We start from the raw sequence: 12,468 nt of genomic DNA, 5'->3' as shown, positions 1-12,468 counted from the left end.
TAACCCGGCGACCGAATGAAGTTCTACTCGGGGGTCGTCAAATCTCACCCACGGCGCTGTCCACGTCGGAGTAGACCTTGATCCGCCGGTCCAGCCCCGTGGTGCGGAGAATGCGTGCCACGGGCGCCTGCGGCGCCGCCAGCGACACCCCGCCGCCCTCACCGGTCGCCAGCCGCCAGGCCTCGATCAGCACCGACAGCCCGCTGGAATCCATGAACGACAGCTGCTGCAGGTCGAGCACGAGCCTGGCACCGTCCTGCTTGATGGCATCGCGTACCTCGTCACGGAGGAACGGCGCGGTGAACAGATCGAGCTCTCCCTCAACGGCCACCACCACGGCGTCTCCCAGGGCGTGTCGCGCAAGCCGCAGCTTCATTTGGCCCCTCCTCGATGAGCCACTGTACTTCGACATCCCCGGAAACCGGACATGCAAGACTCCGAAGATTTGATGCCTAACTTCCTCACACCACGGGGATGGCGAACCCGTACGGGAGCTCCAGGCGGTGTGAGGCCAGCAGCTCGGTGTCCGCCAGCAGCTCGCGGGTGGGCCCGTCGGCGGCGATCACGCCGTCGGAGAGGATGAGCGAGCGCTCGCACAACTCCAGCGCGTACGGCAGGTCGTGCGTGACCATGAGCACCGTCACGTCCAGGGAACGCAGGACTTCGGCCAGCTCCCTGCGGGCGGCCGGGTCCAGGTTGGAGGAGGGCTCGTCGAGCACCAGGATCTCCGGCTCCATGGCCAGCACCGTCGCGACCGCCACCCGGCGCCGCTGGCCGAACGACAGATGGTGCGGCGGCCGGTCAATGGCCTCCAGCATGCCGACCCGCTCCAGCGCGCCCTTGACGACCCGATCCAGGTCCTCGCCCCGCACGCCCGCGTTGGCCGGGCCGAAGGCCACGTCGTCGCGGACCGTGGGCATGAAGAGCTGGTCGTCGGGGTCCTGGAAGACCAGACCGACCCGCTGCCTGACCTCGTGGAGCGTGTCCTTGCGCACCGGGGTGCCGGCCACGGTGACAGTGCCGTGCCCTGGGGTGAGGATCCCGTTGAGGTGCATCACCAGTGTGGTCTTGCCCGCGCCGTTCGGGCCGAGCAGGGCCACCCGCTCGCCGCGGGTGATCGACAGGTCCACGCCGTACAACGCCTGCGTGCCGTCGGGGTAGGCGTAGGCGAGCTGCCTGACGTCGAGAGAATTCACGGGCCGAGTCCCAACACTGCGAGTGCCGCTGCGGGCAGAGCGAGAGCGGTGCCCCATTGGGGGACGGATGCCGACATGTCATGAATTATCGGCATGCGGCCGGAGTATCCGCGGCTGAGCATCGCCAGATGCACCCGCTCGCCCCGCTCGTACGAACGAATGAACAACGCCCCGGCGGATCGCGCCAGCACGGGGATGTGCCGGAAATTTCGGGCTTCGAACCCGCGGGACTCCCGCGCCACCCGCATCCGCCGCATCTCATCCATGATCACGTCCATGTACCGCAGCATGAACATGGCGATCTGCACGAGCAGGCTCGGCAGCCGCAGCCGCTGCGCCCCAATGAGGATGACCCGCGGCTCCGTGGTGGCCGCCAGCAGGATCGAGGCGGCCACCCCCAGTGTGGCCTTGGCCAGGATGTTCCAGGCGGCCCAGAGGCCGGGCACGCTCAGCGAGAGCCCCAGCACGGCGACCCGCTCCCCCAGCCCGATGACCGGGATGAGGAACGCGAACAGCACGAAGGGCACCTCGATCACCATGCGCCGCACGATGTACGTGGCCGGCACCCGCGCCGCCACCGCGACGACACCGAGCAACACCGCGTATGCCGCGAACGCCCAGAACCGCTCGCGCGGCGTGGCCACCACGACGACGGCGAACGCGAAGACCGCGAGCAGCTTGCACTGCGGCGGCAGCCGGTGCACGACCGAGCCGCCCGGCAGGTAGAGCTGATGGTGACGCCCGGCGCCCACGCCTCACACCTTGACCTTGTCTCGACTCCTGGCGGCATAGGCCACGGCCCCGGCCACCAGCAGCACGAGCCCGACGCCGACGAGCCCGGCCACGCCCACGGGGATCCCGCCCACCTCACCGTAGTCGGCCAGCGCCCACCCGCCGAACACGTGGTCCGTGGCCTGACCCAGGAAGCCCTTGCTCTCGGCCACCGACTCCAGCCCGTCGGGCGAGGAGGAGGCGAAGAACGACACCACCCCGGCCAGCACCGCCGTCACCCCGAACCCGCCGAGCAGGAACGGCCGGCCGGCGCCGCGGGCGGGGGCCGGCTCGGGCTCGCCCACGGTGGTCGTCCCGTCGGCGCCGCGCAGGACCAGCGGCTTGGCCAGGCCGCGGGCGCCGTACACGAGGTCGGGCCGCACGGCGAGCACCGCGCCGACGGTCAGCGCCGTGATCACGCCCTCGCCGATGCCGATCACCAGGTGCACACCGCCCATCGCGGCCGCCACCGCCGACACCTCGATCGGCGCGGTGCCGCCGAGCCAGAACAGCAGCGTGAACACCATCGCGGAGGCCGGCACGGAGATCAGCGCGGACAGGAACGCCGCCAGCGTGACCCCGCCCTTGCCCCTGGCCAGCCCGCTGACCAGCCGGAAGACCGCCCAGCCGACCAGCACGCCGACGAGGCCCATGATCGTGATGTTGACGCCCAGCGCGGTCAGCCCGCCGTCGGCGAAGAACACGCTCTGGACGAGGAGGACCACGGCGATACACAGAACGCCGGTATAGGGCCCGACGAGTATCGCGGCCAGCGCCCCGCCCATCAGGTGGCCGCTGGTGCCCGCGGCGACGGGAAAGTTGAGCATCTGCACGGCGAACACGAAGGCGGCCACGAGCCCCGCCATGGGCGCGGTCCGGTCGTCGAGCTCCCGCCGCGCCCCGCGGAGACACACCGCGACCCCGGCCGCCGCCACCACCCCGGCTGACAGGGATGTCACCGCATTGAAGAAGCCATCGGGTACGTGCACGACCATTGCCTCCCAAGAGGACGAACAAGCGTTCCTACCTTAAGGCATCGTCTTGCACCTGCACATAGATGGCAATTAGCCCATGATCTTTTTCACGAGAGTCGCCGGTGTCAGCCGCCGCACGACCGTGCTCAGCCGCCCCTTCCCCGACGTCGCGTACGGTCGCACGCTCCGCAGCAGGGCGGCGAACCACCACCGGCGCGGCGGCGCGACCGCCTCGGCGTCTGCCTCGATCCTGAACCGCGCGGGCGGCCCGCCCAGATCGAGCTCCAGATAGGCGTCCCAGGTGCCGGGCGCGAGCTTGCCCACCGCCGGCCTGGCCGTGAACCCGCCGCCGGGCAGCGCCGTCACCGGCTCCATCAGCTCGCGGCCCGTCTGGCGCTCGCGCCAGACGATCCGCCTGATCGCCGCGGCCGCCGGGGTGGTGCCGGCGACGGCGATCTCACCGTCCACCACCAGCCGGCGCACGAGCCCCCACCTGGTCCTGATGAGCCTGGCCGTGCCGGGCACCCCGACCACATGCCCGCCGACGTCGATGCTCAGGTTGCCGTTGTCCCTGGTGAAGTAGGGCAGGACCGCTCTTTTGCCGATCAGCCTGGGCTGCGGCAGGGTGACGCCGCTGTCGCGCTCCGCGCCGAGCCTGCCGAAGCGCACGACGCCCTCGAGCTCGACCGCCACCCGCAGGTCCCAGATGCCTGAGTCGAGCCTGCTCGCCTCGACGCGGGCGGTGAACTCGCCGCCCTTGCGCTGCGCGGGCACGACCAGTTCGGTGTGCGGGACGTACCTGGAGCGCAGCACCACGGCCACGCCATCGTCCCTGCTGATGCCGTCGAGCCGGGCGGCGCCCGTCACCACTAGGCGGTCGCCGTCCCAGCGCAGCCCGGTCAGCCTGCGCCGCACGGTGGCGCTCTCGATGCGGGCCAGGCGCACGAGCCGGTCGATGTCGTCCAGCGCGCCCGCCCGCTGCCGGTCGATGCTGCCCAGCCGCTCGTGCACGCCCGGCGTGTACCACTCGTCGCAGAGGGCGGCGACCTCCCGCGCGATGTCCTTGCGCCGGATGTCGTCGCTCTCCAGGAACACCGCCCCGAGTTGCGCGAACGCGTCCAGCCTGAAGTGCCTGCGCAGCAGGTGGTCGCGGACCGGGCCGGGCTCGACGTGCCTGGCCATGAGCCGGATCGGCTCCCTGATCATGGCGAGCCAGGCGAGCGGGTCCCTGCTGCTCGGCTGCTGCATGAGGCTGCTGCCGTCGGGCCTGGCCACGAGGTGGTAGCAGTCGTAGTCGGCCACCACGGAGATCACGCCGGCGTGGCAGTAGGCGTGGACCGTGAAGAGGATGTCCTCGCCGATGCTCATGCCCTCGCCGAACCTGATGTGGTGGCGTTCGAGCAGATCCCTCCTGAACAGCTTGAAACAGCACAGGCTGTTGTAGACGGCGCTGTCGCCGAGCTCCGCCCGGTCGGCGTTGTGCTGGAACATCGACGCCGGCGCCCGCCTGCCGTGTCCCACGATCTTGCCGAGGACGATGTCGGAGCCGTTCCTGTCGCCCATGGCGACCATGCGTTCCAGCGCCTCTTGCCCGAGGTAGTCGTCGGCGTCGCAGAAGAACACGTACCGCCCGGTGGCGTGCTCGAGGCCGACGTTGCGCGGGCGGCCCGCGCCGCTGCCGCGCTCGATGCGCACCACCCGGATGCTGTCCTTGTGGTAGGCGGCGTAGAGGTCGAGCAGGTCGGCGCTGCCGTCCGTGGAGCCGTCGTCGATGACGACGATCTCCTTCTTGACCCGCTGCACGAGCACGGACGTGAGGCATCTGTCGAGGTAGTCTCGGCAGTTTTGCGCGGGGATGACGACGCTGACGTCCACCGCATCGTCATTGCCTGTCGCCGGCATCGCCACCACTCCCGGGCTACGGTCCGCTGTCGCTCCGCTTCAGTATGTGACGAACGGCCGCCGCCATGGGGCCCGATCGCATCTCTTCATCCCCGGCTTTTGCTGACACCGGATATTCACGGCATTCCTCGAATAAGCCCCGGCAAGGTCGCCAAATACCACATTCAGCCGCCGACCGAACGGGCTTCAGGAAAGAGGTTTTCCCACCCGGGAGGAGAAACCTCTCCGTCAGGTGCATGGAGGTCTCCCCGAACGGCCCGGGTGATCCGCTCGCAAGGGTTGCGCGTCTACAGTTAGGCAACCTTGACCGGGAGGTGGCGGGATGGGATCGGATCTCCGCAGGCGGACGACCGAATCGGCAGTGCACACTGCTGAGTTCATCGTCTCTTCTGCTCGGCTGGCAGAGCTGCACGAGTGCTCTGCATTGCTGCGCCGTACGAGGATGCGGGCCGAAGAGATCGTCGACGAGGCCCGCTCGTTGCTGGCCGCGGCCGAGCGCCTCGGCGACGCCGACCGCATCCTGAGCCTGCGGGCCCATGTGGACCAGGCGCGCCAGGCGTACTCCAAGGTGTTGACCGCTTACGTGACGATCTGCCGCAGGATCACCGAGGAGCGGCAGGCCATCTTGCAGGCACAGATGGAACGGGATCGGCGCGCAGGGTTGTCAGGTGCGGCCTGACGGATCTAGTGTCAGGTTATGCCTGACTGGAAGGACAAGATCCGCTGCTCCTTCTGCCACAAGAAGAGTGCGGACGTTCAGAAGCTCATTGCCGGTCCTGGTGTGCATATTTGTGACCAGTGCATCCAATTGTGCAATGACATCCTCGCGGAGGAACGACTCGTCGCCTCCACTGAGCCCCGGCTCCCCATGTGGGAGTCGATGACCGAAGAGCAAATACTCGAGCACCTTCCGAAAATCGCCGCCGTGCAGGCCCAAGTCGACGACAATCTGCGCGACTGGGTGGCGCATCTGCGCGGCAGGGACGTCAGCTGGGAGCGCATCGGGGCCTCGCTCGGCATGACGCGTCAATCGGCGTGGGAACGCTTCAGAAGCGAGACTTAGGGCGTCAACCGTTGTGACGTCTGGGGCGTCATTACGTCAGGGAGGCCCATTATGCGCGTCCTTGACGGCCTCGCGGCGCCGGGTCTGGAAGAGCTCCAGCTGGAGCTGATTCTCATCCTCGCGCTGCAGGAAGAGGCAGAACGGCTAGCCGCCGAATGAACGGGCTCCAGCTCCCCGGCCTGCGCCGGGGAGCTGGAGCAGGGGGCCGGTTATACCCGGACCACTACCCGAGCTGGCCGCGGATGGCGCCGGCCGGGAACTTCTCGTTGTGGACGTTGACGTAGTAGAGGTGCGGCCACTTCACGATGCCGCGCAGCTCGCGGAAGGTCAGGACGACCTCGGCGTTCTTCTTGTTCTGGTGCTTGACCGCCTTGACGCAGCCGCTCGCGAAGCCCTTCGCCGGGGCCTTCAGCGTGATCACGATCGGGCCTGCCACGCCCTTCTTGCCCGCGTGGATGTGAGCCGCGGTGGCCGGCCTGATCTTGCGGGCCGCGATGGCGTAGCAGAGCTTGCCGTCGCGCACCCGGTAGGCGAAGGTGCCGAAGCCGTTGCGGTCGCCCGGTCCGGGGACCTCCTGCTTGCCGGTCAGCTTGACCCGGTCGACGTGCGGATATGCGGTATCCGCACTGGCCGGCCCGGGGAGCGCGACGAGTACGGCGGCGGTGGCAGCTGTGGCGAGGGTTGCCGCTGCCAATTGTCTACGCATGGGATGAATTCCTCTCCCATCGGACTTCAGGACACCCCCCATACGACCGGGCGGAAGACGCGGTTCATCCGAGTAAGAGGAAAGCCGCCCTGTGGTGACACGGCTTTCACGATGCCGACGTGCTCAGCCGGCCTTGCTCCTGGCGCGGAAGGCGGCCGTCTTGACGCGGTTCTGGCAGGCCGTGGAGCAGAACCTGCGGGTGCCGTTGCGCGACACGTCCACATAGACCCGGTCGCAGTGCGGCGCCGTGCAGACCCCGAGGCGGTCGCTGAACTCGCTGCCCAGCACGACCGCCAGCCCGGTCGCGCAACTCGCCGCCCAGTCGCCGGCCGTGGTGCCGCCGCGGCTGTGAAAGTGCAGGTGCCATGGCTCGCCGTCGTGCTTTTCGAGCAGCGGCCTGGCTCGGGTCTCCTCCAGGAGCGCGTTGACCTGCGTGGCCGCGGCGTCGATGTCGGCCGCGGCTACGGCGGCGAAGACCGTCCGCAGGCGGGCGGCGACCTCGGCCAGCTCCGCACCCTCGACCGCGGTGACCGCACGGTAGGCCGGATAGACGCTGCGCAGGCCCTCGGTGGCGGCGGCGCCGGCGTCGGCAGGCGCGGGGATGGGCCGTCCGCGCTCCTCGCCTGGGGTCAGCGCGTTCACCAGGGCGACCGCCACCCTGACCACCACGTCCGTGTGACTGTTGTAATCCAATTGACCGGTTACACCTTCGTGTCTTACGTTGTGACTGCCGAAAGCTTAGACGACGGTTACAAGGAGATGTTCGTGCTCACTCACGATGCCGCACGGGAATGGATCGCGCGCTGGGACCGCCAGCAGGAGGGCTACCTCCCCGATCGCGAAGAGCGGTTCACCGCGTTGATCGACGCCGTGGAGGCACTGGGGCGGCCCGATCCGCTGGTCATCGACCTGGGATGCGGGCCGGGGTCGTTGTCCGCGCGGCTGCTCGATCGGCTGCCCAAGGCCACGGTCGTGTCGGTGGACGCGGATCCGCTGCTGCTCGGGCTCGGGCGGGCCGCGTATCCGCAGCTGACGTTCGTACCGGCCGATCTGCGTACGAGCGGCTGGACGCGGCTGCTCGGCCTGGACCGGCCCGCAGACGCCGCAGTCAGCACGACGGCATTGCACTGGATTTCCGGGCCTGACCTGCGCCGCGTTTATGCCGAACTGGCCGGCGTGCTGCGGCCGGGCGGACTGCTGCTCAACGGCGACCACATGGACACCGACGACGCCACGCCCGTCCTGGGGCGGCTGGAGCGCGCCGTGCATGAGCAGCAGACCGAGCGGGCCTTCGGCGCGGACCGGCCGGAGGGCTGGCGGGCCTGGTGGGAGGCGATTGCCGCGGATCCGGCATTCGCCGAGCTCAACCAGGAGCGCACCACGGCTGGGGCCGATCATCACGGCTCGGAGTCGCACCTGATGTCCCATCATGTCGAGGCGCTGCGGGACAGCGGCTTCACCGAGATCGGCACGCTGTGGCAGCACGGGAACAACCGGCTACTGTGCGCCGTGCGAGGACACTGATCGGCTCGTGGCATGTCGCCTCCCCGACCGCGGGGCCGGCGCCAATACACCACGGTCGCCCACCGCCGATCCTCGTCCTGCGCCACGCCTACCCGCCCCGGCCTGTTGGACCGGTCCCCATGGAGCAGGGCAGAGGCCGTCGCCCACGCCTGCGCGAACCACACGTTGTCTGCCGCGATGGCCGCCGTGGCTGCGGCGGCCGGCCCGTGCGCGGCGTACAGGGGAAGGTCATGCCGGGGGCGGGGACAGACCGTCGGCGGCAGCCTACGTGGCCTCTAGAGTGCCGAGCCGGCCTTGCATCGTCCTGTCAGTGCGGTGCCAGGGAGCTGGAGATACCTCTTCACAGCGGCGCGTCTTGCTGGTGGAGTGGACAGAGTGAGCAGAGGGCATCGCGCGGTGCCGCACATGGCCGGCATCGTCATGGAGGCGTGGGCGGACACCCGGGAGGAGTGCCTGGCAGAGACGGTGCAGGCGCTGGTGGAGAACTTCGCCGACGTGGGCGACGCCGTCCCGGACGACAGTGTCGTGTTCGTCTCGGCGGAGGAGACCGACGAGGCACTGCTCATCGGCGTGCTGGACGAGACCATCCACCAGGTGGAGGCGTACGACCGGGTGGCGGTGGACGTGTCCGTGGACGAGCGCACCAAGGCCACCAAAGGGCAGGTCGAGGTGCGGCTGGCCACCGTGCCGGTCGCCGCGGTGAACCGGGTGGGCTCGATACCCAAGGCGGTCGCCGTCTACCACCTGCGCTTCGGCAAGACCGAGGGCTTGTGGCGGGCTCACGTGAATGTCGATTTGTGAATTCTGATGAAATGTAGGTTACGAGGCGTGTGTCCTATTCCTCCCAGCTGTCCGGTCCCAGCAAGCTAGGGCCGTTCCCCACATTCTGGGAGGGTTCGCAATGCTCAGGCGTACGCCCCTATTCGGCAAGAAGACCCGCATCACCTTCGCCCTGCCCGCACACCAGCCCGACGGCATTGTCAGCGTCGTCGGCGACTTCAACGACTGGTCGCCCGGTCACCACGAGCTCCTGCCGCGCCGCAACGGCATGCGCACCGTGTCAGTGATCCTCCCGCCGGGGATCCACTACTTCCGTTATCTGGCGACCGGTGGCGTGTGGTTCGACGATGACACGGCCGACCACATCGACCAGCACGGCAGCATGCTTCACCTCTGACCCGGGTCGAGGTCGCCGCGACCAGATCCGATGGCCGCTCAGCCTCGATCCGCTCGCGCGCCCGCAAAAGGATCGCCCGTCTCAGGAAGCAAGGCCGTTCACCGGTGTCATGGCTGCTCGAGGCGTATGAAGGTGGCGCCCTGGGCGGCCGCGCGGGCGCCGAGGACGTGGCCGTCGCACATCCTCGTCTCCGTCCCGGCCCGGTCGATCACCTTCCACGTCACCGGCTCCTTGCACGGTTCGCCGGGCCGGTTGTAGTTCCAGGTGCGGCGGCACACCCGGCACGTGGAGACGCCCGCACTGGAGGAGAGGGTGTTGCCGTGTTCGGGGCAGACGCTCCACGGCAGGCCGCACGGCTGGGCCTGGATCCTGGCCAGGTCTGTGGCCGCGCGCTGCAGGTCCTCGGCGCCTCGGGCCAGCCAGTTGGCGGCCTGCCCCGCCACCGCGAGGTGCTCCCGTTCCGGCGATCCGTTCGGGGCACTGTCGCAGAGTGCCCGAACCTCGGCGGTCAGCGCCTCGGCCCGGCTCGCGAGGGCGCGCAGGTGCGCGGGAGTGACGGTCATGCAGGCTCCCATCTCCGCAGGACTGGTTGCTGATCTGGACCCTACGTCGCCTCCGGCGCAACCGGACCGATGGGAGATCCGGTTCCTCAGCCAGTTACGGATCCGCGCTCAGGACGGACGCGGGGCGCGGTGGTCTCGCCCTCCACGACGCGGCTACCGGGCGGCGGTCTTGAGCCAGTCGCGGTATCGGATCTGGCCGAAGGTGGCGCCCTCACCGGGCACCAGCGTGCGCTCGCCCGGCACGCTGCCGAAGTAGCGGGCCTGCGGGTCAGTGACCACCTCGCGCGAGTCGCCCCAGGCAGCCAGGGCCTCGCGGAAGAACTCGTCCATCCGGAACTGCTCGGGCCCGGCCACCTCCACCCGGCCGTTCAGCGGCGTCCCCACCGCGACCCGGCCGACCGCCTGCGCGACGTCGTCACCCGCGATGGGCTGGAAGCGCACCGGCGCGATGTGCACCTTGCCGTCGATCGTGGCCTCGTCCGCGATGCCGCGGGCGAACTCGAAGAACTGCGTCGCGTGCACGAGCGAGAACGGGATCGACGACTTCTCGATCAGCTGCTCCTGGACGATCTTCGCCGCGAAGTAGCCGTTGTCCGGCATCCGCTCCGTTCCCACGACCGACAGCGCGACGTGGTGACCGACGCCCGCCGCCGTCTCCTCGGCCAGCAGATTGCGGGTGGAGGTCTCGAAGAACTCCATCACCGCGGCCGGCTCGAACGACGGCGAGTTCGACACGTCGACCACCACCTGCGCGCCCGCCAGCACCTCGGCCAGCCCTTCGCCGGTGAGGGTGTTGACGCCGGTGTTCGGCGACGCCGCCACCGCCTCGTGACCGTGCTCTCCCAGCTTCGTCACGAGCTTCGACCCGATCAGGCCGGTACCACCGATAACCACGATCTTCATGATGAGCCTTCCTGCCTCGCCGGGGCACTTGGTTGCCGGCCGGTCGCCAGCTACGACCGGGCAGCCTCCCGATCTGTGACAGCCTCAGCGAAATCTTTTCTTGGAGCTTCTCTTCGGCCTCCCTCCCCCGGCTCGTCTCTTGTCGCGCACGCCTGCGAGCAAAGGACTCGCCTCAGGGGCGACCGCTCCGAATGGCGCGAAGACCCTCAGGAGCCACTCGTGGCGGCAGGGGCGGAGCCGATGAGCTTGAGCGGCTCGATCCTGCCCATGATCACAAGGTAGTTGAACGCCCCCACCAGGGCGACCACCCCGATCACCAACAGCGGCACGACGAACGACCCCGTGGCGTCCACCAGCGCGCCCACCACGATCGGCGTGATGATTCCGGCGAAGTTGGAGGCGAAGTTCTGTACCCCGCCGAGAGATCCGACGTGCCTGGAACTGGGCGCGACATCGGCGGGGAGCGACCAGATGCCGGTGCCGGCGACGGTGAGGCTGCCGTACGAGATCGACAGGAGCGTCAGCGCCATCCACGCCTCCGGAACCAGCGCGGCGAACATGATCACCGACCCGCCGACGAGCCCGCCGACGATGACCGTCTTGCGTACCCGCGTGACCGAGGCGCCCCTGCGGATGGCCCGATCGGCCAGGAGGCCTCCGGCCCAGCCGGACAGCACCGCGAACAGGCCGGGGATGGCCCCGAAGAAGCCCAGCTTCAGCAGGGAGAAGCCGCGCTCGGTCACCAGGTACGACGGGAAGAAGGTGATGAAGAAATAGATGACGCTGTTCAGGCAGAAGAAGCCGAACATCATGCTCAGGACCGTGCGGTAGCGGAACAGCGACCGCCACGGGATCCGCGCGGCCTCCTCGCCGTCGGTCTCCGCCGTACGGGCGCCGCCGCCCTCGATGTACTCGACCTCGGCCGCGCTCGCACTGGGGTGCTGCCGCGGGTCCCGGTAGTACTTCCACCAGACGAGCGCCCAGACGACCCCGACCGCGCCGATGACGACGAACACGGCGCGCCAGTGCAGCCACGCGATGAGACCGGTCACGACGGGGAGCGCGATGACCGCGCCGACTCTGGAGCCCGAGTCCCAGATGCTGGTGGCGAAGGCGCGTTCCCTGGTCGGGAACCAGGTCGCCACGACCTTGGCCGCGGTGCTGGGGGCCGGGCTCTCACCGACGCCGAGCAGGAAGCGGAGCGTGATGAGGGACCAGAAGCCGCGGGCGAGCCCGGTCAGCGCGGTGAAGATCGACCACCACACCGCGGCGAGGAAGAAGGAGCGCCGCGGCCCGACCTTGTCCACGTACCAGCCGGCGACGAGCTGGCAGGCGTCGTAGGCCCAGAAGAACGCCGCGAAGACCAGCCCCTGCTGCGTCGCGGTCAGGTGGAAATCCTCCCCCATGAACGGCAGCGCGACGCTGAGACTCGCACGGTCGAGGTAATTGATCGACAGTCCGGCGAACGCCAGCCAGATGATCGTCCATCGGATCCTGGTCGTTCCCGTGCGTGATCTGACCGGCTGGGGATGCGCTTGCGTCATTGCGACGCCCTCCTTCGTGCGGGGGAGCAGCCGCCGGAAAGCCCTGACGAATGGCGTGACAAACCCGGACGGCTTTCCGGAATCATCTGATGAATCATGTGTTACGTCAAGGTTTCACCAGGATATTGCGGCCAATTGGCAATCA

The 12,468-nt window shown here is 69.0% G+C and carries 15 protein-coding genes; 5 read left to right on the top strand and 10 right to left on the bottom strand.

What is annotated here, in order from left to right; all coding sequences use genetic code 11:
* Nucleotides 1-37 precede the first annotated feature (37 nt).
* From Q9G87_RS05465 to Q9G87_RS05445, 5 genes are all read right to left on the bottom strand, one after another.
* A complete protein-coding gene (locus Q9G87_RS05465; protein WP_090946873.1) occupies nucleotides 38-376 on the bottom strand; it encodes an STAS domain-containing protein in 339 nt (112 codons plus the stop codon).
* 85 nt (nucleotides 377-461) lie between these two features.
* Nucleotides 462-1,196: an energy-coupling factor ABC transporter ATP-binding protein gene (locus Q9G87_RS05460; protein WP_305915052.1), complete on the bottom strand. Its 735-nt coding sequence runs from the start codon at nucleotides 1,194-1,196 to the stop codon at nucleotides 462-464.
* Entirely contained in the window at nucleotides 1,193-1,948 is a 756-nt protein-coding gene (cbiQ, locus tag Q9G87_RS05455; protein ID WP_305915051.1) for a cobalt ECF transporter T component CbiQ, read from the bottom strand. The genes Q9G87_RS05460 and cbiQ overlap by 4 nt, the downstream gene beginning before the upstream one ends.
* Before the next feature lie 3 nt (nucleotides 1,949-1,951).
* Nucleotides 1,952-2,956 carry an energy-coupling factor ABC transporter permease gene (locus Q9G87_RS05450; protein WP_305915050.1) on the bottom strand — a complete coding sequence of 335 codons (1,005 nt, stop codon included), beginning with the start codon at nucleotides 2,954-2,956 and terminating at the stop codon, nucleotides 1,952-1,954.
* 75 nt (nucleotides 2,957-3,031) lie between these two features.
* Nucleotides 3,032-4,843, bottom strand: coding sequence for a glycosyltransferase family 2 protein (locus tag Q9G87_RS05445; RefSeq protein WP_305915049.1), 1,812 nt, complete (start codon nucleotides 4,841-4,843; stop codon nucleotides 3,032-3,034).
* A gap of 322 nt (nucleotides 4,844-5,165) precedes the next feature.
* Here Q9G87_RS05445 and Q9G87_RS05440 point away from each other — a divergent pair, with 322 nt between their 5' ends.
* Nucleotides 5,166-5,522, top strand: coding sequence for a hypothetical protein (locus Q9G87_RS05440; protein WP_305915048.1), 357 nt, complete (start codon nucleotides 5,166-5,168; stop codon nucleotides 5,520-5,522).
* An 18-nt stretch (nucleotides 5,523-5,540) separates the two neighbouring features.
* Entirely contained in the window at nucleotides 5,541-5,906 is a 366-nt protein-coding gene (locus tag Q9G87_RS05435) for a ClpX C4-type zinc finger protein (protein ID WP_305915047.1), read from the top strand.
* A gap of 223 nt (nucleotides 5,907-6,129) precedes the next feature.
* Here Q9G87_RS05435 and Q9G87_RS05430 read toward each other — a convergent pair whose 3' ends face one another.
* The gene (locus tag Q9G87_RS05430) at nucleotides 6,130-6,612 is read right to left on the bottom strand and encodes a CHRD domain-containing protein (RefSeq protein ID WP_305915046.1); all 483 of its coding nucleotides are present in this window, start codon (nucleotides 6,610-6,612) and stop codon (nucleotides 6,130-6,132) included.
* A 123-nt stretch (nucleotides 6,613-6,735) separates the two neighbouring features.
* The gene (locus Q9G87_RS05425; RefSeq protein ID WP_305915045.1) at nucleotides 6,736-7,305 is read right to left on the bottom strand and encodes a CGNR zinc finger domain-containing protein; all 570 of its coding nucleotides are present in this window, start codon (nucleotides 7,303-7,305) and stop codon (nucleotides 6,736-6,738) included.
* Nucleotides 7,306-7,377: 72 nt separating this feature from the next.
* Between Q9G87_RS05425 and Q9G87_RS05420 the strand changes: the two genes are divergently transcribed.
* The 3 genes from Q9G87_RS05420 to Q9G87_RS05410 all read left to right on the top strand — a co-directional run bounded on the left by Q9G87_RS05420 (nucleotide 7,378) and on the right by Q9G87_RS05410 (nucleotide 9,313).
* A complete protein-coding gene (locus Q9G87_RS05420) occupies nucleotides 7,378-8,136 on the top strand; it encodes a class I SAM-dependent methyltransferase (protein WP_305915044.1) in 759 nt (252 codons plus the stop codon).
* Nucleotides 8,137-8,511: 375 nt separating this feature from the next.
* Nucleotides 8,512-8,937 carry an archease gene (locus Q9G87_RS05415; protein WP_305915043.1) on the top strand — a complete coding sequence of 142 codons (426 nt, stop codon included), beginning with the start codon at nucleotides 8,512-8,514 and terminating at the stop codon, nucleotides 8,935-8,937.
* Between the two features lie 100 nt (nucleotides 8,938-9,037).
* Nucleotides 9,038-9,313: an isoamylase early set domain-containing protein gene (locus Q9G87_RS05410; RefSeq protein WP_305915042.1), complete on the top strand. Its 276-nt coding sequence runs from the start codon at nucleotides 9,038-9,040 to the stop codon at nucleotides 9,311-9,313.
* Between the two features lie 107 nt (nucleotides 9,314-9,420).
* On the opposite strand, the gene Q9G87_RS05405 is transcribed toward Q9G87_RS05410, so the two are convergent.
* The 3 genes from Q9G87_RS05405 to Q9G87_RS05395 all read right to left on the bottom strand — a co-directional run bounded on the left by Q9G87_RS05405 (nucleotide 9,421) and on the right by Q9G87_RS05395 (nucleotide 12,323).
* On the bottom strand, nucleotides 9,421-9,876 hold the full coding sequence (locus Q9G87_RS05405) for a hypothetical protein (protein WP_305915041.1): 456 nt from the start codon (nucleotides 9,874-9,876) through the stop codon (nucleotides 9,421-9,423).
* A 153-nt stretch (nucleotides 9,877-10,029) separates the two neighbouring features.
* Nucleotides 10,030-10,779, bottom strand: coding sequence for an SDR family oxidoreductase (locus tag Q9G87_RS05400; RefSeq protein WP_305915040.1), 750 nt, complete (start codon nucleotides 10,777-10,779; stop codon nucleotides 10,030-10,032).
* A 206-nt stretch (nucleotides 10,780-10,985) separates the two neighbouring features.
* Nucleotides 10,986-12,323, bottom strand: a complete 1,338-nt coding sequence (locus tag Q9G87_RS05395) for an MFS transporter (RefSeq protein ID WP_305915039.1) — start codon at nucleotides 12,321-12,323, stop codon at nucleotides 10,986-10,988.
* Nucleotides 12,324-12,468: the final 145 nt, after the last annotated feature.

It is taken from the genome of Nonomuraea turcica (assembly GCF_030718205.1).
Taxonomy (GTDB): Bacteria; Actinomycetota; Actinomycetes; order Streptosporangiales; family Streptosporangiaceae; genus Nonomuraea.
The sequence above is the reverse complement of the archived record's forward strand: the minus strand, read 5'-3'. Positions and strand labels throughout refer to the sequence as shown.